Source organism: Candidatus Vallotiella hemipterorum (assembly GCF_910593725.1).
GTDB classification, from domain to species: Bacteria; Pseudomonadota; Gammaproteobacteria; order Burkholderiales; family Burkholderiaceae; genus Mycetohabitans; species Mycetohabitans hemipterorum.
In genome coordinates this window covers 301,351-328,177 of sequence record NZ_OU343031.1, presented here as the reverse complement: position 1 = coordinate 328,177, position 26,827 = coordinate 301,351, and the positions used below count along the sequence as shown (strand labels likewise).

17 protein-coding genes, 1 tRNA gene and 1 pseudogene are annotated in these 26,827 nt (G+C 41.8%); 6 read left to right on the top strand and 13 right to left on the bottom strand.

The window, feature by feature from the left end; all coding sequences use genetic code 11:
• Nucleotides 1-2,616: 2,616 nt before the first annotated feature.
• A pseudogene (locus KW136_RS01095) lies at nt 2,617-4,074 on the bottom strand (DNA recombination protein RmuC); the annotation flags it as partial.
• Nucleotides 4,075-4,753: 679 nt separating this feature from the next.
• Nucleotides 4,754-5,962: a nicotinate phosphoribosyltransferase gene (gene pncB, locus KW136_RS01090; protein ID WP_216796571.1), complete on the bottom strand. Its 1,209-nt coding sequence runs from the start codon at nt 5,960-5,962 to the stop codon at nt 4,754-4,756.
• 317 nt (nt 5,963-6,279) lie between these two features.
• Here pncB and fdxA point away from each other — a divergent pair, with 317 nt between their 5' ends.
• From fdxA to KW136_RS01070, 4 genes are all read left to right on the top strand, one after another.
• Complete coding sequence (gene fdxA, locus KW136_RS01085; protein ID WP_216796570.1) at nt 6,280-6,603, top strand: ferredoxin FdxA; 324 nt, start codon at nt 6,280-6,282, stop codon at nt 6,601-6,603.
• Between the two features lie 77 nt (nt 6,604-6,680).
• A tRNA-Asn gene (locus tag KW136_RS01080) sits at nt 6,681-6,756 on the top strand.
• 1,520 nt (nt 6,757-8,276) lie between these two features.
• The gene (locus KW136_RS01075; protein WP_216796568.1) at nt 8,277-9,113 is read left to right on the top strand and encodes a thymidylate synthase; all 837 of its coding nucleotides are present in this window, start codon (nt 8,277-8,279) and stop codon (nt 9,111-9,113) included.
• 159 nt (nt 9,114-9,272) lie between these two features.
• Nucleotides 9,273-9,770, top strand: a complete 498-nt coding sequence (locus KW136_RS01070; RefSeq protein ID WP_216797377.1) for a dihydrofolate reductase — start codon at nt 9,273-9,275, stop codon at nt 9,768-9,770.
• 13 nt (nt 9,771-9,783) lie between these two features.
• Here KW136_RS01070 and pmbA read toward each other — a convergent pair whose 3' ends face one another.
• Both pmbA and orn read right to left on the bottom strand, forming a co-directional pair.
• The gene (pmbA, locus tag KW136_RS01065; protein ID WP_216796566.1) at nt 9,784-11,142 is read right to left on the bottom strand and encodes a metalloprotease PmbA; all 1,359 of its coding nucleotides are present in this window, start codon (nt 11,140-11,142) and stop codon (nt 9,784-9,786) included.
• A gap of 528 nt (nt 11,143-11,670) precedes the next feature.
• Nucleotides 11,671-12,276, bottom strand: a complete 606-nt coding sequence (gene orn, locus KW136_RS01060) for an oligoribonuclease (protein WP_216796564.1) — start codon at nt 12,274-12,276, stop codon at nt 11,671-11,673.
• A gap of 1,111 nt (nt 12,277-13,387) precedes the next feature.
• Between orn and rsgA the strand changes: the two genes are divergently transcribed.
• A complete protein-coding gene (gene rsgA / locus KW136_RS01055) occupies nt 13,388-14,317 on the top strand; it encodes a ribosome small subunit-dependent GTPase A (protein ID WP_216797375.1) in 930 nt (309 codons plus the stop codon).
• 756 nt (nt 14,318-15,073) lie between these two features.
• On the opposite strand, the gene rplS is transcribed toward rsgA, so the two are convergent.
• From rplS to KW136_RS01025, 6 genes are all read right to left on the bottom strand, one after another.
• The gene (gene rplS, locus KW136_RS01050) at nt 15,074-15,460 is read right to left on the bottom strand and encodes a 50S ribosomal protein L19 (RefSeq protein ID WP_216796562.1); all 387 of its coding nucleotides are present in this window, start codon (nt 15,458-15,460) and stop codon (nt 15,074-15,076) included.
• 134 nt (nt 15,461-15,594) lie between these two features.
• Nucleotides 15,595-16,359: a tRNA (guanosine(37)-N1)-methyltransferase TrmD gene (gene trmD / locus KW136_RS01045; RefSeq protein ID WP_216796560.1), complete on the bottom strand. Its 765-nt coding sequence runs from the start codon at nt 16,357-16,359 to the stop codon at nt 15,595-15,597.
• Between the two features lie 11 nt (nt 16,360-16,370).
• Nucleotides 16,371-16,991, bottom strand: coding sequence for a ribosome maturation factor RimM (gene rimM / locus KW136_RS01040; protein ID WP_216796557.1), 621 nt, complete (start codon nt 16,989-16,991; stop codon nt 16,371-16,373).
• A 123-nt stretch (nt 16,992-17,114) separates the two neighbouring features.
• Entirely contained in the window at nt 17,115-17,369 is a 255-nt protein-coding gene (rpsP, locus tag KW136_RS01035) for a 30S ribosomal protein S16 (RefSeq protein WP_216796556.1), read from the bottom strand.
• Nucleotides 17,370-18,347: 978 nt separating this feature from the next.
• Nucleotides 18,348-19,298 carry an electron transfer flavoprotein subunit alpha/FixB family protein gene (locus KW136_RS01030; RefSeq protein WP_216796554.1) on the bottom strand — a complete coding sequence of 317 codons (951 nt, stop codon included), beginning with the start codon at nt 19,296-19,298 and terminating at the stop codon, nt 18,348-18,350.
• Nucleotides 19,299-19,321: 23 nt separating this feature from the next.
• The gene (locus KW136_RS01025; RefSeq protein ID WP_216796552.1) at nt 19,322-20,071 is read right to left on the bottom strand and encodes an electron transfer flavoprotein subunit beta/FixA family protein; all 750 of its coding nucleotides are present in this window, start codon (nt 20,069-20,071) and stop codon (nt 19,322-19,324) included.
• 1,261 nt (nt 20,072-21,332) lie between these two features.
• Between KW136_RS01025 and mltB the strand changes: the two genes are divergently transcribed.
• A complete protein-coding gene (gene mltB / locus KW136_RS01020) occupies nt 21,333-22,412 on the top strand; it encodes a lytic murein transglycosylase B (RefSeq protein WP_246583198.1) in 1,080 nt (359 codons plus the stop codon).
• 933 nt (nt 22,413-23,345) lie between these two features.
• On the opposite strand, the gene rfaD is transcribed toward mltB, so the two are convergent.
• Genes rfaD through KW136_RS01005 form a run of 3 tightly spaced genes read right to left on the bottom strand, consistent with a single transcriptional unit; the run spans nt 23,346 to nt 26,809 of the window.
• Complete coding sequence (gene rfaD / locus KW136_RS01015; protein WP_216796548.1) at nt 23,346-24,338, bottom strand: ADP-glyceromanno-heptose 6-epimerase; 993 nt, start codon at nt 24,336-24,338, stop codon at nt 23,346-23,348.
• 58 nt (nt 24,339-24,396) lie between these two features.
• Nucleotides 24,397-25,470, bottom strand: a complete 1,074-nt coding sequence (gene rfaE1, locus KW136_RS01010) for a D-glycero-beta-D-manno-heptose-7-phosphate kinase (protein WP_246583192.1) — start codon at nt 25,468-25,470, stop codon at nt 24,397-24,399.
• Nucleotides 25,409-26,809: a UDP-glucose dehydrogenase family protein gene (locus KW136_RS01005; RefSeq protein WP_216796546.1), complete on the bottom strand. Its 1,401-nt coding sequence runs from the start codon at nt 26,807-26,809 to the stop codon at nt 25,409-25,411. The genes rfaE1 and KW136_RS01005 overlap by 62 nt, the downstream gene beginning before the upstream one ends.
• Nucleotides 26,810-26,827 lie beyond the last annotated feature (18 nt).

The window sequence follows — 26,827 nt, the reverse complement described above, 5'->3', positions numbered from 1 at the left end:
CACTGTTATCGATAGTAAGAGGGCGGATTATTAGATGGCTTAATAAGTGCCTATTTAATGGAAGACTTTTTACTACTAGTACTACCCAGATTACTAGCCAAGATACTGCAGTGCAACTTATAGGGGAACGTGTTAGTAACGCAGCTCGTCAAAGCACAGAACGCAACACGTCATATCGGAGCGGCTATCAACCTAGTAGCCATACTTCGGCGACACCTTACGTTACCACTCCATTAGATCGTGTTCCTCATTGTGAGGAACGCAGTATACAAGGTGGGCGCGTAGCTAGCAACGAGCAGGATGTACGTGATACTCAAGCCTCGCACCAGGAAAAACAAGCTGAAACTCGTATGAGAGTAAAGCAACCAGTGCGTATTGAACAAATAGTGCGTTCTGCTCGTACAGAGCACGCTGAATTGGCTGATTATGCTAAGCATAGTAATGTATGTGTTAATCAACGAGAACGAGGTGAGCAAGGTACGCATCAGAGATCAGAGCCACTGCCGGTCGAAGTATTATGTGACAAGCAGGCAGCTGAACGGTCTCATCAGGAAACCATAAAAGCGACGAGTGCTAGCCCGATATCGGAAATCGGTCTCGTACGTGATGGCGAGGAACGACGGCGGCGTCGGCGTGGACGGCGTAGCGGGAGACGTGAATATAGCGAGGGGAGAGTCAATATAGCGGACGCTCCTCAAGAAGTGATCGAAGAAAAAGAAAGCATGACTAGCGTTGCATTAACAGATGACCCGGTGTCGACTTACCAGCGCATTCCAGGATTAGTGACGGCAGCCGAACCTACCCCAGGTCAATCGATTAAATCGATAAACGCTAATCCAGATGGTCAATGCCATTTAATGTTGAATACATCTGATGCTACTCAGCAACAAAAAGCGATCGCAGAACAACAGCTGGTTATCAAGTCAGCGCGTGATCTAGGTGCGAGCCATCACATCACTAATAAAGTTTCCTGGCAGGAAGCACCCATCCATCAATCATCGACGGAATCAACGGTAGTAATCACTACCACTACGGTAGATCCGATCGGATTAGCATCGGCGCAATGCGATGAGTCGGTTCTGCTGCGTAGTGATAAAATAGCACCAGTAATCTCAAATATCACAGGCACGTCGACTCATGCTGTTTATACCTCCACTGTGCCGGCTCAGGCCCTATCAACACAATCGGATAACACAGTACCCGGTAGATACGGAGAGACATGCAATAGAGAAGCTTCTGTTAGCAATACAGTGGTAGACGCACTGTCAATTAATAGTCTAGCTCTAATCCTGGAGTCTGCTGGACTAGTATGGGTTAATACAGATCCGGACAAGCTTCGCTTAGCCCAGCAGGCTACGGAACCGGACCAAAAGCTGTTGCGAGGTAGCCGTAAGCATAAGCCATTACTTATACCACCCATGGAATTAATGCAACAAGTTGAGACCCAACCGGGGCTATAATGAAAAGCCCTTGCTTCGGCGAGGGCTTTTACTTGGTCATCACGAGCGGGTTTACTTCTGGCTATAATTTCAAAACGATGCCCAGCCTAATCGGACTCAATGCATCTTAGTTTCAAAAGATAAATTGATGCGGTTATCCTATTAAAAATATGATCACCTCACGAATGTGTCTTAAGGTAGCTTTCTTGTGCCTCACAGTGAACCCTGAATATTCCAATATACTGTGCACTGGCATTTACTGCATATAGTGTTTTCAGATTACAACTAGCCTTTTATATCGATAATATGCTGTTGACCTGTGAGATAAATTGTTTTACAGGTACTTAAAACATTTTCTATGTTACCTATATGTTCTGCAAAAGCCATGTTTCTCTTTAGAGCCACTAAAGTATACGACCGCATATAACATTCGGCTCGTCCTTTATTTTGCTGATTGAAGGTAGGCGCACATATACTCTTTATGTATGCGCACATGCACTATATGCATGACATGACTATAATAAGGCACTTTACTCCACCCTATCATCGATATAACAAACCAACAGATTACTAGCTAGAATATGATTTCTGTTCGATCTGATGCGCATTAAGCTCGTAGCTAGAGTAGATCACCGTGATCAAGTGTATATTACACGTGATATACGCACTACATAGTGAAGCAATAAACGCTTTTTGCCAATTCGTGAGTTCTTAGTGTACCAATACGCTGAAATATATTATATAAACTTAAGTAATCAAACTAAAAATAATTAAAATATATATCAGTAGCTATATTCTAGCGCATTAGTGATAAGTACAATCACATGCTATGTGGGGTCAGTATAGATTAGATAGGCTCTCTCACAATGTACTAGAACACCTCCTTCATAAGAAGGATTATAGTGCTCCTGGACATGCTAGTATACGAGCTCCACCCAGATTTCGCATATAATTCGCACATGTAATACAGGCTACGGTTCACACAGAGAGATGTACAAACTGATTGCGTGTCAGGCTAGGTTAGTAGCTTACTACCGCGTGTACTACATTATTACAAACTAATTTATATGTCTGCCTCTGCAGTGCCTGGTGCATCATTAATTAGCGGTAGTACGTTATTAGCTTCTACGGATACACTGGAACTACTGTTATATTTTGGAATTTCGGGCGTTTGTTCGTCATCTCCTAGTACCTCTGTGACGCGTTCTCCAGGTAGAGCTTCGACATCGCGTAGCTTCCTATTCATCTGCCGTGTCCGAGTTTCGGCTAATTCGATAGATCTAGTAACGGTTGCGAGCTGATTCTTTGTTTTAGCTAGAACGTCGCCGAATTTTCCAAACTCAGTTTTTACTGCGCCAAGTACCTGCCATACTTCACTTGAGCGTTTTTCAATCGCTAGCGTACGAAAACCCATCTGTAAGCTGTTTAGCAATGCAGCTAGCGTAGTAGGTCCAGCAATCATGATTCGGCAATCGCGCTGCAACGTATCAGTTAGACCAGGTCGGCGCAGAATTTCTGCATAAAGTCCCTCTGTAGGCAAGAATAGAATGGCGAAGTCGGTTGTATGTGGTGGCGATATATATTTATCTGTAATTGCTTTCGCCTCTAGTTTAATGCGCATTTCCAGTGCTCGAGTAGCTTCCTCAAGACTAATAGGATCGGCTTGCTCTTGTGCTTCGATTAATCGTTCATAATCTTCACGAGGGAATTTTGCATCGACTGGTAACCATACTGGCTGCGCATTACATTGCTTGCTCTCATTCTGGCCTGGTAAACGAATAGCAAATTCGACGCGCTCACTGCTACCTGGAACCGTAGCTACATTTTTTGCATATTGATCTATTGTGAGCATTTGCTCGAGTAAAGCCTGAAGTTGAACCTCGCCCCAATTACCACGTGTTTTAACGTTTGTAAGCACCTTCTTCAGATCACCGACACCTGAAGCAAGCGTCTGCATCTCGCCTAAACCACGATGGACCTGTTCAAGTCGGTCTGATACTAGCTTAAATGACTCGCCTAGACGCTGCTCCAGTGTGGCGTGAAGCTTTTCATCAACAACGCGCCGCATTTCATCAAGTTTGGTTGCATTATTTGACTCAATATCTTTGAGCTTTTTCTCAAGCGTCTCCCGCACCTCAGAAAGACGACGCTCATTGCTTTCCGATAACGCGGCTAATTGCCGATTCAGAGTATCTCCGAATCGCTTTAATACAACAGCCTGTTCCTCGCGCGCATATTGTGCTTGCTGTTGGCCAGATAAACGAAACGCATCAAGCTGCTGCGCATTGCTCTGCGTAAGTTTAATGAGTTGCTGTGCGAAGCTATCAATCTGGTTATTTTGCACTGTAGCGATACTCGTGAGCTGTGCCGCCAGCACCCGTTGTAGTTGGATAACACCAGCCCCAGCATCAGCTCGGGACACACTAGAGCTTTCTATCAATTGTGTACGCAATTCACGCTCCAGTCTTTCCTGGGAGCGTGAATAGGTATCATCCAGTGCCCGAAATTGTTCTACAAGCGCTTGGAGCATTGCCTCTGTCGTCTTATAAAAACCGCGTTGTCGCCTCAAAGAGGCGAAAATAAAGAGCATAATAGCCACAGTAACCACTACGGCTACTAGGATAATTTTTAATATGAACATATTATCCCTAGAACATTGATGTTAATTAGTACAGGCAGGTTCTTTGTATGTGAATAGATAATCGTCGCGATTTACGTTAATATAAAATATCTTTTAATCGTTTCGATATATTCTGGAGCCGCATGCTCCACTAAAAACTCTCTAGTTTATTATTATTTTAGTCAAGATATACATCGACTATTATGCCATTATAAATAAAATAATATCTCATTATTGATGAATAACGGTATATTATGGCGGGATAACTATAAATGGCATCTAAATCATAGAGACACTTCCTTATACAAGTTCCTTTTAACCCGGCAGACAGCATCAAAGAGTAGTAAGAATATTAGTATCGGGGCTGCTGTCCTTATTCTAGAATTGCTAATTCTAGAATAAGGACAGCAGGGGAAGTAGTAGTGTAATTTATTAGGGAGGCCGCATGAAAAAAATAATCCCAATTCTAAATTGGCTGAAAATTATTAATATCACTTAATACGTAGAATCTAGATAGAGTAAAATATCTAAAAAAGATATGGTAAATTTATGCTCGTACAGAGCGCAGATAAACCGCATAGACAGTGTCTTGTATGACATATAGATATATCGTCGCCGTCACCAGCTTTCTGGGCATATACGGCTAGCCGGCCACCGTATCTAAAATAATTAGTAGGCGGCCTCGGCAATTCTATTAATACGCGCTTAGCCCCCCACCTTCTACTAACGGCTCGTCAATTTCGAACACCTGCCTTAAGTACGCGATATACGCGGGATAATCACACATATTTTTATCTGGCGAGTCTGAAAATTTCGCAACGGGCTGTCCATTACATTGGACTATTTTCATCACGATCTGCAGTGGCAAATAGCCTAAGTCGTTAGTTAGGTTAGTACCCACGCCAAATGCTAGTTGGCAACGCTTGTTGAAGCGTTTATATAATCTTAGAACCTTTGGAATATCGAGTGCATCAGAAAAAACTAGAGTCTTAGTACGAGGATCGCAGTGATTTTTCTCGTAGTGCTTTAAGAGCTGCTCGCCCCACTTAAAAGGATCTCCTGAGTCATGCCTAGCACCATCAAATAATTTACAAAAGTACATATCGAAATCGCGCAGAAATGCTTTCATACCATAGACATCAGACAACGCAATTCCTAGATCACCTCGATATTCCTTAGACCATATCTCAAAACCAAAGATCTGCGAATCACGCAATCGGGTCCCAAGCGCTTGACAAGCCTGCAAATACTCATGCGCCATTGTGCCAAGTGGTGTCAATCCATGTTTCATCGCATAGTATACATTGCTCGTGCCAGAAAACTGCTTACCGAGCCTCACTATCAGTGCCAGAACAACCTCCTCGTGCCACTGCTTCGAAAATCGGCGGCGCGTACCGTAGTCGGCAATCTTACAATCGGCATAATCAGGACTAGATCTGAGCATCTCTATTTTACCCGTCAGTCGAAAGCGGCCTTCTTTATATGCAGGCAAGCGCTGCGTATTGCGAAAATAGACCTCGTTTACAATCGCTAGAACTGGAATCTCAAATAGGATTGTATGTAGCCATGGTCCACGCACAACAATCTCGATCATGCCATGAGTCTGCCGAGAAGGTCGGACGAAAATGTATTTCTCTTGTAGCGAAAAAAGAGCAAGGAAATCGACAAAATCGCTCTTGATAAATCGCAACTGACGTAAGTAATCGAGCTCGTCATTAGTAAAGCGTAACTGGCATAAGCACTTTATTTGTTCCCTAATCTCATCCACATATGATACTAAATCAACATCTTGAGTGCGACAATGGAACCGGTACTCAACAATGGCAGCGGGAAAATGATGCAGCACGACTTGCATCATTGTAAATTTATAGAGATCAGTATCGAGTAATGAAGTAATAAGCATGATTGCTCAGACAAGACAAGCAGTAAAGGCAGATACGATATGTTTAAATAATATCAAAGTTGTATGCATATCACGTTTATTTTATTTATTCACATTCTATGCTTAGTAATGCTACTATGTTACAGCTTATAGAATTGCTCGAATATAGTAAGCTGTTAACAGCCGATCATAGGGGCCAAACATTCCTTGTAACGCTGAGAATATATAACAGAATCGTGTAACAGCGGCGAGATTAGAACGTAGTAAGCTATAATAGGAATTAGGTAGAATCATGGTATTGATTGCCTATAGGCTATACGCAGAGTGTAGGAGTTTTAATGACTCATGTTGTAACTGAAAATTGTATTAATTGCCGCCATACTGATTGCGTTGATGTATGCCCGGTTGACTGTTTTCGAGAAGGTTCAAATTTCCTTGCGATTGACCCAGATGAGTGCATTGACTGTGCTGTTTGTGTGGCGGAGTGTCCGGTTAATGCAATTTATTCGGAAGAAGATGTACCAGTAGATCAGAAACAATTTATTCAATTAAATGCGGAGCTAGCCAAAAATTGGCCTAGCATCACAAGAACTAAGCTTGCTTTACCAGACGCAGAAGTATGGAAAGATGTAAAAAATAAGCTGAAGCTACTAGAGCAATAATCCTAGTGTGTAGTCTTTGATGCTTCTGTCTATTGACAAAATGACAAGACACCAAGAGAATACTATTCTAATTCTTTTCCCCGATAGCTCAGTTGGTAGAGCGACGGACTGTTAATCCGTAGGTCCCTGGTTCGAGCCCAGGTCGGGGAGCCAAAATCATATTTTTTAGAACACTTATTGAAAGTGGGTACTTTTTCTATATTATTTCTGATCTTAATATGTAAGCACTCATAAGTAGTGCTTTATGCGTAAATACTACAGTTAAGGTTAGAAGCCAGTTATATGCTGTACGGCGTAATCTAGAAAAAGAAATCATTAATTAAACTAGCATAGTTTTAAGCATTAATAGCATAGAGATTATCTAAAATAAATAGTGTTATTACATTTAATATAATAAAAATTAGGTTCCAGATATACAGAAACTGCTCGTGCTATAAGCTTTTATTGTTAATGTCTTAATAAGAAATTAGATTTCGAACTAGCGCTTTGCTTATTATACAAAACTGTTTGCGTCGCAACTTATTTAGCGTGCTACATATGTTCGGCTATATACAAAAGAAGTGTGTAGCTAAGATCGGCGTTGATCTTAGCTACACTCGAATTGTTTATTAATATCACTAAAACCTATAAGGGTAAACAAGCATTGCCAAGGAATCTAAACTAATATATCAAGCGTATGTAGCAGATTATCACCCTTCCATTTAGGCGCTCTTGCTTCTAATAACTGGAATCTTTTAGAGAAGTTATCATAACCGACAGATATGCTATAGTCAGCCTATCAGCACTGATGTAGCACATGTGTCTATGCTAATGCTAGATATAACTTGGATAAATGGGTACAGTAGATAGAGCAGGGTACGCTGCTATATCTATAAGCACTAATTGGCACCATGCTCTTCTTTGCGAGCTCTATATCTGTAGCATCGCTACGCTAGCCTATTTTTAATGTAGCTAGAGCCGCCCGACTGGCTACGATCTTATTCGCTTAGATGGGAATTAAAAATGCTCGCCACTTTCCTTGGTTGACACATTTGCGTGATTGTTTTAAACAAACCAGCAGATTAACTAGACCTAGAGTCAATATACTGCATATAAGTGTTTACGTTTTAATGACTTCTTAGCTAACCTGCCCACAAAACAGCTATGCTATTAGTTTTAATATCTTAAATTTTTATTATATAAAAGTAGCTATGTTGTCGGCTGTTAAGGTAGGATCAACTTAATATACAGGATTTTTGAATAGAAAGTGTTAGTATCCCCCCCATACAGTTATTTACAAAGCTTTTTAGAGAGGGATTTATAAATAATTAATGTAACGCGCTTTCTAGCAAACGGTAGAAACATCCTAATCCAGATAAGCGCTTATACTAGTACTCTACTCCTCGACTTAGAGGTATTGCATACTATTTAGAATAATCTGTAGCAAGTTAAATACCATTAATTCGGTATTTCTTGGCTCCGCCTGCAGCAGCAACATGAGTAACACAGGTATTAAGTATATGCTACTTCGAATAATAAGAGCAATGAACTTTTTATAAAATAGTCTCCTGCTATCAATAACACAACAAGGACAAGATTTTGTTCTAAACGGACGCAGTTCTCATCATGTAAAATAATAAATTCGCTTTTTATAGCTACTTTTTCTGACTAGGCAAGCAATTAAGCTCCATACCATGGATATATCGTATCTATCTATTCTCAAGGATATACTCGAACATGGTGTAATCAAGAGCGATCGTACTGGAACAGGCACGCGCTCACTATTTGGTGTTTCATATCGCCATGATTTATCTAGTAGCTTTCCATTACTAACCACTAAGAAATTGCATGTGAGATCGATCCTTCATGAATTATTATGGTTTCTGAGGGGTGATACAAATATTAGCTACCTAAATAAGAATGGCGTAACAATCTGGGATGAATGGGCTACCCCTAACGGGGAGCTCGGGCCTATTTATGGCTCACAGTGGCGCGTATGGCGCAATCCTGATGGCACTTGGACTGATCAAGTACAGATACTGCTAAACTCGCTGCGTATGAATCCAGACAGCCGCCGGCATATTATTAGCGCATGGAATGTATCATTCCTACCCGACGAGTCGAAATCTCCTGTACAAAATGTATTGGATGGACGCATGTCATTGCCGCCATGCCATATCCTATATCAGTTTTACATCGCTAATAATAAGCTGAGCTGTATGCTTACCCAGCGCTCTGGCGATTGGTTTCTAGGGATCCCGTATAACTTCGCATCCCTAGCATTTCTCACTCATATGATTGCGCAACAGCTCGGCCTGAAGCCAGGAGAAATAGTTCATTCAATTGGCGATGCCCACTTATACCTAAATCACATTAACCAAGCCCAGTTACAACTTACTCGCACGCCACGGCCGCCTCCACAGCTTATTATCAAGCGATATCCGGAAACTCTATTTAATTATAATTTTGAAGACTTCGAGATTACTGGTTATGATCCCCATCCCTATATCACTGCACCTATTGCTGTATAGCTAGGCACTCCTAAGTTGTACGCTTCATGAATAACAGTTATAGCTGCCTATCCTTATACCCAGTATCTAGTCTTGTAACAGATGCTTGGCTGCATTCAACCCGCACGCATGGATAGAGAAGCGAATCTAGATCCTAAGAATCTAATTCATGGCAGAACGATGACAACCCTTTTCTTAATCGTCGCGCACGCATATAACGGTGTAATCGGCTTGAACAATAAACTGCCCTGGCAATTACCTGAAGATCTGATCCATTTCAAGCGAAAAACAATGGGTATACCTATTATCATGGGACGTAAGACTCACGAATCTATTCAACGCGCATTGCCGGGTCGTAAGAATATTGTTGTGACGCATGATGCGCGTCGTCATTTTGACGGTTGTAATACAGTCACAAGCTTAGAGGCGGCGATTGCACTGTGCGAAACGTTGAACGAGCCGTTCGCATACTTAATAGGCGGTGCCCAGTTATATCAAGAGGGCATTAAATATGCGGAGCGATTAATGGTCACCGAAATAAACCAAATATTTGAAGGCGATTCAACGTTTTTTATACCATTTCGTGAGGCATGGCGAGAGGTGTCACGCGAAACCCATCGCACATACCCACCGAACGACTTTACTTATGCATTCGTCGAATACGAAAGGATTCGCTAATTAATATAATGACTTACTGGCCCGCAATCATCATCTGATCAATTAGTATTGATCCAGTTTTTTTCGTTCCGCGGATAACTTTATCAGTACCGATCGCGACGATTTGTGAAAACATTTGTTGCAGTGTACTCGCGACTGTAATCTCTTCAACTGGATACTGTATTTGGCCGTCTTCTACCCAAAATCCTGATGCGCCTCGCGAATAGTCGCCTGTTACAAAGTTTATACCCTGTCCCATCAGCTCGGTTAATAGTAGTCCCGTTCCAAGCTTATATAACATTGCTTGGAAATTATCATCCTCGCATGTAAGCGTACTAGTTAATGATAGATTGTGCGAACCGCCGGCATTCCCTGTAGTTTTTAAGCCAAGCTTTCGAGCAGAATACGTTGATAGGAAGTACCCTTGCAGAATACCATCTCGTACAACTTCACGCTTAGTAGTACGCACACCCTCCGAATCAAATGGTGCACTACCAAGCCCTCTAAGTACATGCGGGTCTTCATAGACCTGTATATGCGGCGAAAATATAAGTTTGCCAAATGAATCAGTTAAAAAACTCATTTTACGGTACAACGCTCCGCCGCTAGTCGCCTGAACGAAAGCGTCAAGTATACTAACTGCGAGTGGCGCCTCAAATAACACTGGACATCTACGAGTACTGAGCCGTCGGGCTCCAATACGCGCTAGCGCACGCTCGGCGGCATAGCGACCTATTTCCTCAGGCATGGCTAGATCAGATGCCGAGCGGCATGTCATATACCAGTTATCACGCTGCATCTGCTGGCCACTGCCAGAGATCGGTGCACAGGAGATAGAATGACATGAGTATGGATAACCGCCGACAAAACCGCGTGAGGTGGCTAGAATAAACTGTGCATGCTGAGTGGATACGCACGCACCTTCACTATTACAGATCTGTGGATCTGTGTCGAACGCTGCTTGTTCAGCGCGGTTCGCAATATTTATGGCGCCTTCAGTATCGAGCGTCCATGGGTGAAATAAATCTAAATCCGACGGGTGCATCTCAAGTAGATCTGCTTCAGCAAGCCCAGCGCAGTTATCCTCCGCCGTAAACCGGGCAATGTCATATGCGGCGGCTACTGTATCTCGTAACGCCGTTGGCGAGAAATCGGAGGTGCTCGCATTACCACGTTTTTGACCGATAAATAGGGTCACTCCTATAATCTTATTATGGTTGTGCTCGATTGTCTCAACCTTACCTCGTCGTACTAATACTGATAAACCATCGCTCTCTGAAATCTCAGTTGCCGCATCAGTTGCCCCAAGCGTCTTTGCGTATCGCAAAATATCCGCTGCAATATTTTTTAATTGCATCTGAGTGTGTAAAAACACGTGCCGCTGTACTACCATATCAGTTTTATCCTTGTGTACGTATGTAACTCGTAAGATACGAAACGAGGTGGTAATATAGCCGAAACTGTTTTTTTAACCACCAGAGCATCTCAGTAATATATAAACTCATGACGACCGCACAAGCTTTAAACGCTTATCTAGCATACAACATAAAAATATATTGTTTAAGCGTTTCTCTACTTTAGAGACTTAGCTCGCGCTCTATAAACAAGGCGCACAATATCATACCCCTATTAGGGGAAGCGCAGAAAGTTCTAATTATATAGTAGAGTATCATCCAATCCGAAATTTGAAGAATATTAATGTAGCAGTTTTATACACTATAGTTGTATATATAAAGCAAAAAATAGAATATAAAAAGTATGCTCATCTAAGATTAAACGCATATAATGCTGGCTACTTAGCAATCTAACCCTATGTATTTTTAGAAAATTGCTCTAGTACGTCCAAAAGTAATTAATAATTTGTATCTATAAACTATGTAGTTTTAGTTGGCTGCGTTAGAGATCTCTCAAGCATTATGGCTTAACTTAGAGCCCTGGCGTTGTCAATGCGCAGGAAATTCTCTCGGTAGTACCTTAACTCATCGATTGACTCATAAATATCAGATAGTGCGCTATGTAATGCTCGCTTCTGAAGTCCCTTGTAGATTTCGGGTTTCCATCGGCGGCATAATTCTTTTAGAGTGCTTACATCTAAATTACGGTAGTGGAAAAATACCTCTAGCTCCGGCATCCAGCACGCCATAAAACGACGGTCTTGGCAAATCGAATTGCCACACATTGCCGACTTTCCAGCCGGAACATATTGTGATAAAAACTCGAGAAATTGCGATGCTGCGTCAGCTTCGGTAATTAATGAAGTACGAACTCGCTCAATTAATCCTGAGTGACTATGCGTTCTCTGATTCCATTCATCTAATGTACTTAGCGTTAAATCTGATTGATAGATTGATAGTACTGGACCCTCAATAACCACTGATAAGTTTGAATCAGTGACTGCTACAGCAACCTCAAGGATCCGATCGGTGTTTGGAATTAATCCAGTCATTTCCATATCTAACCAAATTAGATTAGAGTCACTTTTGGTTAGGGTGAGGTAGCTATCTGTTTGCCTGAACTTATAGTTCATTTAAGCACTTATAAAATAGACGTCTTGATATTCTTCCAGAAGCACCATAGTAGCAATATTTATGCTGCACAGCACGCGAATCACGATATTCTTGAAATCAAAAATTTTTAGGGAATTTTTGTCAGCACACTTTTAATAGTAACTACTGCCTAGCTATAATGCTCAGAGCTAATAAAAAACCACTTCGCTCTCCATTATAATAGGATTATAGAAGGGTTTGCTGCCAATCTTATTGCCGACTTACTAACACGCCGCATGTAATATTGAATATCGCCAACATATATCACTATGTTATATAGTATTAGTGTCTGCACTCTTGAATATTATTGGTACTAGTTTATTTGAGGTTGGAATTATGCGGGCGCTTTATTATCAAAGCATAACTCTACTTTGATATTTTATAAAATATATATTGATCAAGCGAGGGCAATATCTCTTAGTCTACGATTTAAACATAAAAAATGTTGTTCGTCACACTAACGTAATGCAGTAATCATGTTCCCATCTAATAGACCTAGATATACCTTACTTAGGTAGGGTTTATTATCGGCAGGTTACCTCTTATATCTGAATATGATTTCACTCAAGCTGCCATATAAAAAATTTCTTCGCAGGCGCATTATTAAATCTAAACGAATTAGATTCTTTGATATGCGGCTCCACCAGCATAATGGTGGCACGATTGACCTAGTTCGAGTATACGAACCTCGTTATTTTAATAAGCAGCACGTTCTAAAACACTCAAAAATTATATTTTTATTTGTATTATCTAACTCGCTATTCAAAGTCTTCGGTTCTACACAAGCTTAGACGTGATACTGTGGATAATAAACTGAAAAAATACACTTATATTAATCTTATTATTCTTAATAACCCTGGTCTCTTTATTTTTTAGAGTGCCTCTTAATGAGCTATTTTTCATAGATATGAGTTTAAAGCCTACTCTTTTCCTACAACGAAGCCATGTAAGCAAGATTTAATAAAAGCGCTAGTTAGGGGTTATTAGAATAGCATGGCGGCACTGATACCTAATCAAGTTTACCTTTCATTCTACTTATGCTCACCCGCGTCTCGGCGCGATACATCAAGCGGCTTCTGCGCACAACTAAGCATGAAAAATCGAATAAAAATAGATAACCCCAGCAAAGGTCGAGTCCTAGCTTCACATGGCCGGCATTATATGGTCCAGCCCGATAGAGGTGATTCGCTACTGCAATGCTTTACACACGGAAAAAGAAACGAAATTACTGTTGGTGACCGCGTCAGCTTTCTAACGATATCCGAGAACCAAGGGGTTATTGTTGCGATCGATACACGACGTAACTTATTCCGCCGCTCTGACCGGTTTAAATCAAAACGCTTTGCGTCTAATGTGGATCAGCTACTCATCGTATTAGCAACCGAACCGTATTTCAGCGAGGATTTTCTCGGGCGTGCACTGATAGCCGCCGAAGCCCATCAGCTTGAGTTAGTGATACTGCTAAATAAAGCCGATTTACTCGCCTCGCTACCGCTTGCCCGAGAACGCGTCGCATTTTATTCAGCACTAGGCTACTGGGTCGTCGAGGCATCTATAACCGCCGACGCTGATTGCGCGCGAGCCACGCTTATGCCTTTACTTTCACAGCGTGCTACCCTGCTACTAGGTCAATCTGGCATGGGAAAGTCAACCCTAGTCAATCTATTAGTGCCAAATGCAAATACTATGACGCTAGAAATTTCGTCTGCGCTGAATAGCGGCCGCCATACCACTACCTTCACGCGATGGTATGAATTGACAATTGGTGGAGCATTAATCGACTCACCAGGTTTCCAAGAGTTCGGGTTATATTATCTGACAGAGGGCCAGCTTGAGCGCGCATTTCCCGAGTTCCGAGCGCTGCTTGGCAGTTGTGGTTTTTACAATTGCCATCATTTAAACGAGCCGCGTTGTGCGATACTAAAAGCTCTAGCACAAGGACACATCTCGCTAACACGCTATGCGTTGTATACACAGCTTCTAAACGAAATAAGCCAACCTATTAAACGTCGAACCCGGTGATCAATAGCCTTCGATATGTAGCTTTCTCAATAAATTCTTCTAATAATAATAAATTACTACTATCTTCTCAGTTATATGACATTTAATGTACAATTTATACTATGTGGTAATGCAAAATATACTATGTGGTAATGCAAAAGATTTTTGATGCTTATCTTATCGCAGGTTTTATGCCTCTAAGTTATATGTTAACCTAGCAGCACTAAATCGAAATTTAACTACTATAGTACTGGATAATAATTAAAATCGGAAATACAGAAAAGATTATGTGAGTATTATAATACGATTTGACGACATCCCTTTAATAAAGATACCGCACAGGCAGTATAGAGCCCTAGTTTAGTAAAAATTAATAGGCAATGCTTATTGTAATGCTAACTAATGCGGGTCAAATAGTTATTTCAACTATTTAGTTCTGAAACATATCAATGTAAAAAATAGTGTTCTACATTCCTAGAATAAGAAAAATATATTTGCTTGTAAAACTCACCTATCTAATAAACCAGCAGTACTTAAGACTCTCTAGTATCCGGTGTCTATTAATTTCCAGTTAAATAAACTAGTAGATAAATACTAAGATACTTCTCCTGCATTATTTATGCTCACATCATCACATTGACTGCTGCATGTAGCTAGTTAGCATGTCTCTGACCTGTATTTAGGTCTACAGAGATTCTCTATATAATTATCGTACTCTCATATATAGTAATTTTTTAATAAAAAGCACCTGTGACTAGGTGCTTTTCTAGTTTATTCTTAATGAGAAGACACCGTGCGTTCTTTATATGAAAGCTTTTCTTTAATCCGAGCAGATTTACCTGAGCGCTCTCGCAGATAATATAGCTTTGCACGGCGCACGGCACCACGGCGCTTTACGACAATGCTAGCAATTAGTGGTGAGTACACTTGAAATGTTCGCTCAACACCCTCTCCAGATGAAATTTTGCGGACTATAAATGAAGAGTTCAGACTACGATTTCGTTTTGCGATTACTACACCTTCATACGCTTGTACACGTTTTCGATTACCTTCGACTACGCTCACATTAACTATAACCGTATCACCTGGCTCAAAGGTTGGAATACTCTTTCCTATAAGAACACGCTTAATTTCTTCCTGCTCGAGTTTTTCAATCAGATTCATGATTGGCTCCTATAACCATCTTACTGCTTATTTTCCATACCTCGATTACGATCGAGGTCTCAGTAGAGGATGGGCTGATTTTTAGCAGCCAGATTTGGCTGCTGCTTTTCTGCGCATACTAACCACTAATATTCCTATACCATAAGAGTTGCAAGCCACGCTTCATCAGCACAGCTCAGCATCTTATAACGCCGAGCGCGCTGGATAAGGTCAGGTCGCTTGACTAGCGTATTCCGTAACGCCTCACGGCGGCGCCAACATGCAATCTTCTCATGATGTCCCGTAAGTAAAATGTCAGGTACCCGTACATCTCGATATCTGCATGGGCGCGTGTAATGTGGGCATTCAAGCAGCCCATTAACAAAACTTTCCTGTACAGCTGACCTAGGATCGTTTAATACGCCAGGCAACTGCCGAATGATCGCGTCCATTAAAGCCATTGCAGGTAATTCACCGCCCGATAATACGAAATCGCCGAGACTTACTTCATCGTCTACCTCTTGATCAATTAACCGCTGATCGATCGACTCATATCGGCCGCACAACACAATTAAAGCAGGCAACGCTGCATATTCCATTACCTTTGTATGATCTAGTGGACGACCTTGAGGAGACATTAGTACAACTCGAGAATAGTCCGGCGGTGATTTATCTAAATCCGAGCATTGAGCCTCTCTGGCAGCAGCTATCGCATCAGCGAGTGGCTGGGCCAGCATTACCATACCCGGACCACCTCCATATGGACGATCATCGATTGTCTGGTGGTTATCTGTCGTAAAGTCACGGATATTCCACGTACGCAAAAAATAATATTGTTGCTTAGCAGCTCGGCTGGTGACGCCCCACTCAGTAAGAGCCTGAAACATCTTAGGGAACAGCGTTATAATATCGAATTGCATTCCTCGCTGCATTAATAGTTAACGCTCCAGTCGACCACTATATAACAGGCTGATAGATCGACCCTCTTCACATAAGCGTCAACAAACGGAATTAGTTGCTCTGCTTTCGTTATTTTCCCATTCCTTGAGACCTTATCGTATTCCACACATAAGATTGTGTGTGCACCATTATCAAGCAGGTTTACGACACGGCCAAGCGCATTATTAGATCTAGTAATGACTACTAAACCAATCAAATCTACCCAGTAGTACTCGTTATGCTCCAGCATCGGAAAATCTGAACGGCGTATGTACACTGTGGCGCCACGCAGTGTGAGTGCAGGCTCTCGATCTGCATATCCGGCAAGTTTCACTATTATAGTAGTGCCGTGTTTCTTGCCCGATATAACTTGTGCCGCACTATAGGCGCCGTCCTTGAAAAACCACCATGATGTAGTATTTAGCAGCGCACTACCACTTAGATTAATGCAGGCATGTGGCATTATCCTCAACCAGCCTTTGACACCGTAAGCACCGATAATCTTACCTACCTCGATTGCATTGTCCGGAAATAACTCCACTTTATTGACACCAGACTCAGACCAAACCGCACCCCCCCAACAGGGAGCACATAGAATGTGCCTAATAAACATTGGCTGGGTAAATATATAATATTTACCTACACTTTTAGTATTTTATCGATCTCGCAGTACAGTTTAGCAGATGCAAGTAATATTGCACTGGGTAAATTCGGATAATTTGTGCATTTTAACTGCTTACATAGACGGTTTTACAATACTCGCTTTTTTAACTAGTCTAGCTACGGTCATTGACAGCTGTGCGCCAACGCTTCGCCAGTATGTTAAGCGGTCTTGTGCAATATGCAGAGATATTCCTTTTGTTGAAAGTGGATTGTAAAAACCAATGCGCTCAATAAAACGACCATCTCGGCGATTACGAGAGTCGGTTGCAACAATGTTATAGAATGGACGCTTTTTCGAACCACCCCGAGCAAAACGGATAATAACCATGCTATATTTTGCCTAAATAATCTGTAGAAGTATCTAAATTTTTAATTTAGCGAAGAGAGCGATTATAACTTGAAATAGTTCCCTAATACTTTGAGCGTGCATGCCCACCTATTACAGGGTTTCTAGTAACCGTATCCAGGGTGGGTTACTATTGCATAGTACTATTAGGGCAATATTCTGACGGTGCTTTTGCATTTTCTTTTGAAGAAGGATGGATTATTTTTCATCAGACTTTGCACCCAAATACAGTATAGTGTACTGAATAATCTTATCTATACACTATCTAGTATATAGTTAGAAGCTACTCTATAGCCCTCAGGCTAACTTATGAGAGTTGTAAGTGCTTGAATATAACAGCAATACGCTTGCTTATCATCTACTTTATGTAGTTTTATCGATCTAAAGCTTTTTTATATGGATGAGAGTTATACAGCTTGTATTTTCTATATTATAAAGCCTTTTAAGGCACCCCGTGAGGAGAAATTACGAGGCTATCATGTGTGCGACAATACTTCCAATTAGTAGGAAGTAGCTCCATGCCATCTAATAATTATTTTTATACTAATTAGTATTGTTCAATCAAGGTTTATTCTGCTTGAAATCAGCTTATTTATACTACCAAGCTTTATTGCACAAATACATATTAACGATCTATGCTTAAGCCACTTTAAGTAGTGCAGGTGAGATCTAAGAGTATCTACGTTTCTAGATACTGGTACAACGATTATTACTAGCGGGTGATGCTTATTTTAAAAAATAGTTAAAGCATATTTGATGAAGTTCAGCATGTAGATAACGGGTATTTTTCGACGAGCTAATTTCTGCAAAAAGCGTGTTTCAATTTAAGAAAAAAATCGATTGTTTCTCGGTTGATTGGCATATAAATAGATTATAGAATATGATTAGGGTGTAGTGCCATATAGCAATGTATAAATGATCAAGGGTATATAGAGCCCGAGTCATCTATGCTGAATCATATTAATCTTTTGATAGCGCTGACAAAGCGTTAACTAACTCTGGAACAACCGTGAATAAGTCGCCCACTAGGCCATAATCAGAAACGTCAAAAATTGGCGCTTCTGGATCTTTGTTTATTGCTATAATAATCTTGCTATCCCTCATTCCAGCTAAGTGCTGGATCGCCCCAGAAATCCCTATAGCGATGTATAACTGTGGCGCAACAATCTTCCCGCTCTGTCCTACTTGATGGTCGTTAGGTGCGTACCCCTCTTCGACTGCCGCGCGCGAAGCACCTAACGCAGCCCCTAGCTTGTTAGCCAGGGGCTCAAGAATCTGCAAATAATGTTTTCTGCTACCTAGGCCTCGTCCACCTGACACAATTATCTGTGCGTTAGTCAGTTCAGGGCGCTTTGAGTTTGTCAAATCTCGATTTATGAGGCGCACGCTAGATGATGCTGCTGCAGCCTTAATTATCTGTATAGTTGCGTTACCACCATTAGCGGAGACTTGATTAAATGCCGACGCACGTATTGTAATCACCTTAATTGAATCTAGCGATTGCACGGTTACAATAGCGTTTCCAGCATAGATTGGTCGCTCAAAAGTATCTGTGCTCACTATTGTCGTAATATCGCTCACTTGAGCAACGTCTAGCTTAGCAGCAAGACGAGGTGCTACGTTCTTGCCGTATGCAGTTGCGGGCAGCACGATATGTGTGTACTCACACGCAATTGGAAGCACTGTTGTTTCAATGTTCTCAGCCAATCCCTCACCTAGCTGAGGTGCATCAGCCAGAAGTATTTTCTCGATCCCGGCCACGTTAGCTGCGGCAGTGGCTACACCGTTTGCCTTATACCCCGCTACTAGTATGTGGATTGCGCCGCTAAGTTTCCGTGCAGCTGCCACTGCATTTAATGTTACCGTCTTGAGGGCCGTGTTATCGTGTTCTGCAATAACCAGTATTGTCACATTTACCTCTTGGGTATTAGCTATTAGAGTACTTTTTCCTCGTTTCTCAGCTTATCAACTAGCATAGCAATATCCGGTACTTTTATGCCCATACCGCGTTTGTGTGGTTCGGCTACTTTGAGTGTTTTAAGTCGAATCTCTACTGTCACGCCCAACGTTTTCGGCGTTATATGCTCCAGCGGTTTTTTCTTCGCTTTTATGATGTTAGGCAACGTTATATAACGTGGTTCGTTAAGCCTAAGATCGGTAGTTACTACCGCTGGTAGAGTTAATAAAAGCGTCTCAGTACCACCGTCTATTTCACGGGCTACTATAGCAAAGCTACCTTTGATTGTTACCTTCGAAGCAAACGTAGCCTGTGACCATCCCGCTAGTGCAGCTAGCATTTGCCCAGTTTGATTCGAGTCATCGTCGATCGCTTGCTTACCAAGAATTACAAGTTTTGGGCGCTCCCGAATGACGAGCTTATTAAGTAACTTAGCAACTGTCAAGGGCTGTAGCTCCTCTTGGGTTTCGATTAAGATTGCCCGATCTGCACCGATTGCTAGCGCGGTACGTAGCGTTTCTTGGCATAAGGGCACGCCGGCAGATACAGCAATCACTTCCGTAGCTATACCCGCTTCTTTTAACCGAACCGCCTCCTCTACGGCAATTTCATCAAATGGGTTCATAGACATTTTTACGTTTTTTATGTCTATACCTGTGCCATCCGATTTAACTCGGACTTTGATATTATAATCAACCACCCTTTTAACGGGCACAAGAATTTTCATTGTTACGCTCCAAAGCTATAAATTCGGCAGAGAATTTGATTTCTTAAAACTTCGAATAGTCATGCTTTTAACAAAGAGCTGAGTAAAGCCATTAGAGTGCCCAACATGCTGTAGCCTACTATAGATTCATTATAAAAATAATAGAAAGCGTATGCATTGATCTTGTGATCGCTGCTGAAAATTCACAACAGAATTTTTCTCATGAACTCTATCTAAGGGCTATTAATATGCCGATACTATGTAGTTAAGTGACCTGTACTGATCAGCCTCTTAAGATATAATATATCGTGATTAGTCCGTTACTTAGTAAACGATGTTTATATGCGCACTTCAACTCTCCCTGCAAGGGCAATGGAAATAGCATGTTTCTGAAGATGTAAATATCTTTATAGCGATATTTGGGCCATCTCATTATTGTTGATGAACCTTAATTTTTTATATTTCAGCTAGTATTGAGCTTTACGGGTTGCCTTGAGCAAAAATAGCAGTGCTGCGACGCGCTTTCGGTTAGTTTATTCGGCGCTACGCATTCTCTCGCACTACTAGGTAAGCTGCTTGTAGCATTTAATCTCTTGTTTGAGTAGATGCCCGCCATCAGGAGCAGTGTGTAGCGCAGGTATCTTTAACGATCTTATAGCTTCGATCTTTAAGCTATGTGCCATAATAATATTATTATTAGAAATAATGCGCATAAGTTTCCTGGTAGCGACTACAGCGGTTAGGTGTATATCGAATTTATAACCGATACTAAAGCGATAACGTCATGTATCACATAAGAATCATCTTCTGATTCTAGATCTCAGATAAACACACTGAGTATACTAAAGTTCTGCCATATTTTAGCGTATGCTCCTTGCAGGAGAAGAATCTACGTAGCTAAAGCAATTGATGGTTATGGTAATACAGCTGTAATTTTTATGGAGCACCTACCCCTATAAAACCCCATCTTCCCACTACGGTTACGGCGGTTACCCTACGCGTCGTTTTTTATACTATAGTTACAGTAAGGTAATTCTACCTAACCATGCTAAGGAGATTTGGTTTCTTAGCAATATTATCTCTAGATAACGTTGCTGCACTCTTGCACACCCTATCTACCTTATTTACTATGCTTTTATAGCTGCTTATCTAACGTTATTATCTTACTGATATTCTCTCTATACTTGTAATTCAGACTGAACTATTGATGACCTGCTGGATACTATCGTTATTATTTATTCTCTCTATCTCGTATAGCGCAGTAGCTAGTGGCTCTCGCCATATGGGTGCTGATGAGACAAAACTAGAGGCATTTCCGATGCAAAGCCGGACGTTTGAAGAGGAAATTGTACCACAGCGCTACGCTGCTAATCCGGATGTCAATGCATTTATTAGTGATATGGTTGCCCGGTATGACTTCGATACGAGGGCCCTACAAAAGATTTTTAATCAAGCTGTGTATTCGAAAACCGCTGCCAAGTTTATGCTTTCCACTGCAACGTCGACACTCAAAAGTTGGCAGGCATATGAGGCACACTTTGTTGAAACGCAGCACATTAACGCGGGTGTAAAGTTTTGGCAGAAAAATGAGGCCGTATTACAGCGGGCTAGCGAAGAGTTTGGTATTCCGCCTGAAGTCATTGTTGGTATTATTGGAATTGAGACAATGTACGGGCAGAATATGGGAAACTTCCGAACTCTAGACACATTGACTACTCTCGCGTTTGATTATCCGGAAACTTCTAATCGTGCGCAACGTATGGCGTTATTCCGAAAAAACCTAGAAGATTTCTTGCTCTGGACACAGAGTTCCGGCATTGAGCCAATTACAGTGCTAGGCTCCTATAGCGGAGCAATTGGTATCCCACAGTTCTTGCCAAGTAGCATTATTAAATACGCAGTCGATTACGAAGGAAACCACTATATTGACTTGCGAAACAGCATAGCCGATGCAATAGGTAGCGTTGCGAAATATCTAAAACAGCATGGCTGGGAAAATAGACGACCGATCGTATGGCAGATTCACAAGGATGATGGCAGTATTGGTATTGCTCAAGCCGCCGAAAATGGGCGAGCCGAACCTTGCTGGCCGCTCCAAAAACTATTGCGAGCTGGTATGCTTCTCAATGAAGACAACGTCGATATAGCAAGTGAAGCTCAAACACCTGTAGCCGTAATCAGACTGCCCACCCCTAAACAACCTACAAAGTACATGCTCGGATTACGAAATTTTTATGTGTTAACCCGCTATAATCATAGTTTTTTTTATGCACTAGCAGTATATCAACTAGGCGAACAAGTCAAAGCGCAGATGCAAGCCCTTGCCGTAGTAACACCTCAACCGGCACGTCCGACACACTAGCTACACTATGCTAGTAACTATATGCAAAACACGTCTAACGTTAATACGTTAAAATAATAATCTCGTTTCGCGCTTGTCGCGCGCCGAGCGCCGAAACTCTACAAAGCTACTTCTGATAAAAGAGAAGTACACATGATCCCGCCTAATTGCAGAGTAAACTAAGTAAAGTAGTCTTATCATGCTGAATTTATTTAGCTCAGGATACGTATACAGGTTGTAGCATAATTTATGCTCACTACAGCCGGCTATTTCTAGATAAAAGATTATCTGATATTAATCAAATATCCTAGATTGCCACTACGCTTAAAATATAATATCTGCATTTACTATCTTCCTCGACTTGATTAGGATATCTCTACATATTATGTAATAATATTTGCTTATATTTCTAATTATTAGCAGCATAAAATATTTTTTTATTGCTTTTACTAGGTTGTGGTCTATTAAGCTTGGTTCAAATTATATGACCTTAGCTTAGGATATTGTCTTAAAGTGCAGTCAGTAGTTAAAGCGGTAACTTTCAGCGGTCCTATTTTTATAAAAAATATTTTAATTTTATTTAAATAAGAGAGTATTGTATGATGCCATACATAATGTGGGCTATGAATAGATTATCGACATGTACTACTATAAAGTAGTAGCAACACCGTATCAGAAGTTAGGTTTTAGTTGATTATATTTATAATCAACCTGGGTACCTACCTGCGCGAATCACTTACACAGTAAAACGATAGAGCCCATGTCTGCCTAAAATATTTTATTAAGAACGGTATATATAATCCTAGGCAGGATAACATAGCAGTCAAGTATATACTACTGCTACGCGTGGGGGGGTTCCAGTATTTATAATCATAAATTTACCCTAATAAATTTATGATTAATTAGCTGTCGTCGATACGCGATCTTAGTCTACAAAAAATCGCACGACGTTGCTCATAGTTGACTATTTAGCCAACGAACGTATCTCCCCACGCCTTTTTGCACATTCAAGAATGGAGCCTCATAGCCAGCTGTGCGTAGCTTAGTGAGATTGGCCTGTGTAAAACACTGATATTTACCGTATAGGGAGCCTGGAAATTTAATATACTCGATTATTCTGTCTTGAACTAGCTTAGAAAGTGGCAATGCTGGCTTTCCATCAAGTTCATGTACCGTATTCACTACAGTTAGTGCCATTTCGTTAAATGATTGTGCATAGCCCGTACCAAGATTAAAAATTCCCGACTTATCAGGATGATCAAAGAAAAATAGATTTACCTTAATAACATCCTCAACAAATACAAAATCCCTCGTTTGCTCACCAGCAGCATAGTCTCTATATTCCCCGAATAGCCTAATGGAATGATGCGAGCGAAACTCATGAAAGTTTCGAAATGCCGCTGACGCCATGCTCTGCTTATGCTTTTCTCGAGGACCATAGACATTAAAATAGCGCAAGCCTACAATCTGGCTTTTTGTATTGGGAATAATACGCCGTACAACCTGATCAAACAGAAATTTCGAATAGCCATAAATATTTAGTGGGCCTTCCGAACCTAGTTCTTCGACAAAACTTGTTAAGCTACCATAGATCGCAGCAGATGATGCGTACAAGAATTGTGCGCCTAGCATGATGCTGGCTTCTAGCACTGCGCGAGCATATGTGAAATTATTATGCATCATATAACGTCCGTCAGTTTCCATCGTGTCAGAGCAGGCTCCTTCATGGAATACTGCCCGCACTTTTCCAAAATCATGACGGCGCAAGCGCTCGATAAATTCATGTTTATCGATGTAGTCATCAATCTCACAATCGATAAGGTTATGGAATTTTTCTGCGCATTCCAGATTATCAACAGCAATAATCTGACGTTCCCCGCGCTTATTTAACGCTTTGACGATGTTGCTCCCAATAAAACCTGCGGCGCCGGTAACGATAATAGTCATAAAATTACTCATCTATAGAATGAGTTTAGGTATGTGATGCACATCACATAAATGTTAGCTAGTCTTGGAATAGTTCGTTATAGCTTACGGTAGCGATACCGAGCTTGCCGACTACGATGCCAGCAGCACGGTTCGCATAAAACACTGCCTCAGCAAGCGGTACACCAGAGCCGATCATAGTTGCTAGTGTAGCAATGACCGTATCGCCTGCACCAGACACGTCATACACTGCGCGAGCAAGAGCCGGCTCATGTAATACGCCAGCATCGCTAAACAGCGTCATGCCCTCCTCCGATCGAGTTAATAATAATGCGCGGAATTGAAATGAAGAGCGCAATACATCTACGCGCGCGCGCAGGTCCGACTCAGACTTCCAGTGGCCCACAACCTCAATCAATTCTCTTTTATTTGGCGTAATTAATGTAGCGCCACTATAGCGATTCCAGTCATTTCCTTTTGGGTCGACTAGCACAGGCTTTCCGGCCTCATGTGCGGTCTTGATCATCTGTCGAACGTGCGTGAGACCGCCTTTTGCGTAGTCAGATAATAATACGACATCATAGTTAGGTAGTAGAATCTCGAATTTTAATAACCCAGCTAGCAATATTTCATGTGCTGGCGTCCTTTCGAAATCAATGCGGAGCAATTGTTGCTGGCGTGATAGTATGCGAAGCTTAATTGTCGTTAGCAACGCTGGATCGCGTTCTAGATAAGCGTATACATTGCTTTTATCAAGAAGCTCAACAATGCGAGTGCCCGGTTCATCGTGCCCTACTATGCATAACAGTCCTGCCCGGGCGCCAAGTGCAGATACGTTGCATGCGACGTTAGCTGCGCCACCTAGACGATCATCAGTACTCTGTACGTGAATAACGGGCACTGGTGCCTCTGGCGAGATTCTAGTTACATCCCCAAACCAATAACGATCTAGTATTACATCGCCAATAACTAGCACTCGAGCAGTGGCAACCTGTGGAGGTTGCGTAATTGGACTCCGTTTCAACACGAATTCTTTACCGACGGTATTAGTGTTACTCTCCGTATACGGCGATAAACGCCTAATTGATTTTTTAGACACAATGCGTTTTACCAGATGAGGCATTATCAAGTACAACACCGCGACCAATTGCATAGTATTCGATGCCAAATTCAGCCATATCATTAGGCTCATACAGGTTACGTCCATCGAACACTAGTGGTGCCTTTAGAGCACGCTTGAGCACGCCGAAATCTGGACTTTTAAAGGCTTTCCATTCAGTCATAATTGCGAGTGCATCAGCGCCGTATACCGCCTCAGTCTGCGTGGAAACAAACGATAATCGCGCCCGCACTTGTCGCTCATCACGTAAATCTAACGCAAATACTCGCTTCGCCTCCCGCATTGCCACCGGATCGTAAGCACGCACTATTGCCCCGCGTCTGAGCAGTGCTACAATCAATTTTCGGCTTGGCGCCTCGCGCATATCATCTGTATTTGGCTTGAATGCTAGGCCCCATACTGCTACTATGCGCCCATTTAAGTCCTGTCCTAAACGAGCTAAAATCTTGTTTATAAGTATGCTTTTTTGTGCTTTATTTACAGTCTCTACTGCGCTTAAAATTTGAAGCGGGCGCCTATACTTATCTGCTGTACGCATCAGAGCCTGAACGTCTTTCGGAAAGCATGAGCCACCATAGCCTGTCCCTGCATATAGAAAATCACAGCCGATGCGGGGGTCCGATCCGATCCCCCGGCGTACCGCCTCGATATCGACTCCCATTTGATCCGCTAAGTTTGCTAACTCATTCATAAATGAGATTCGTGTGGCTAGCATTGCGTTAGCCGCATATTTAGTGAATTCCGCTGAGCGGGTATCCATGTATATCGTTCGCTCATGAGTCTGATTAAACGGTTTATATAGTCGCCTTATCTGTTCAAGAGCGTACTCGCCATCTTCATCGTCTTCGCTACCAATTACGATCCGGTCAGGACACATAAAGTCATCTACGGCCGCGCCTTCTTTTAAAAACTCTGGATTTGACACTACTGAGAAACTATGCTTTACCTCTCGTCTTGATAACTCCTGGGTTACTACTGCGCTTACCTGCTCAGCAGTACCTACTGGTACTGTAGACTTATTTACGATTACTTTAAAGCCTTGCATATACCGGCCAATATTGCGTGCTGATGCGAGTACATGCTGCAGATCAGCTGAGCCATCTTCATCTGCTGGCGTACCTACAGCAATGAATTGCATATCCCCATGAGCTACGCTTGCCTCTACCTGCGTGGAGAACCGCAACCTCCCTTCTACACGGTTACGATTAATCAGCTCTTTTAGCCCTGGCTCATAGAGCGTCACACCTCCAGCATTCAAAATCTTAATTTTGAGTGGATCCGTATCTAGGCAGAACACATCGTTACCTAACTCCGCTAGGCATGCGCTAGTAACTAGGCCAACATAGCCGGCGCCGATAATGGTAGTTTTCATGTTAAGTCGGATAGGATT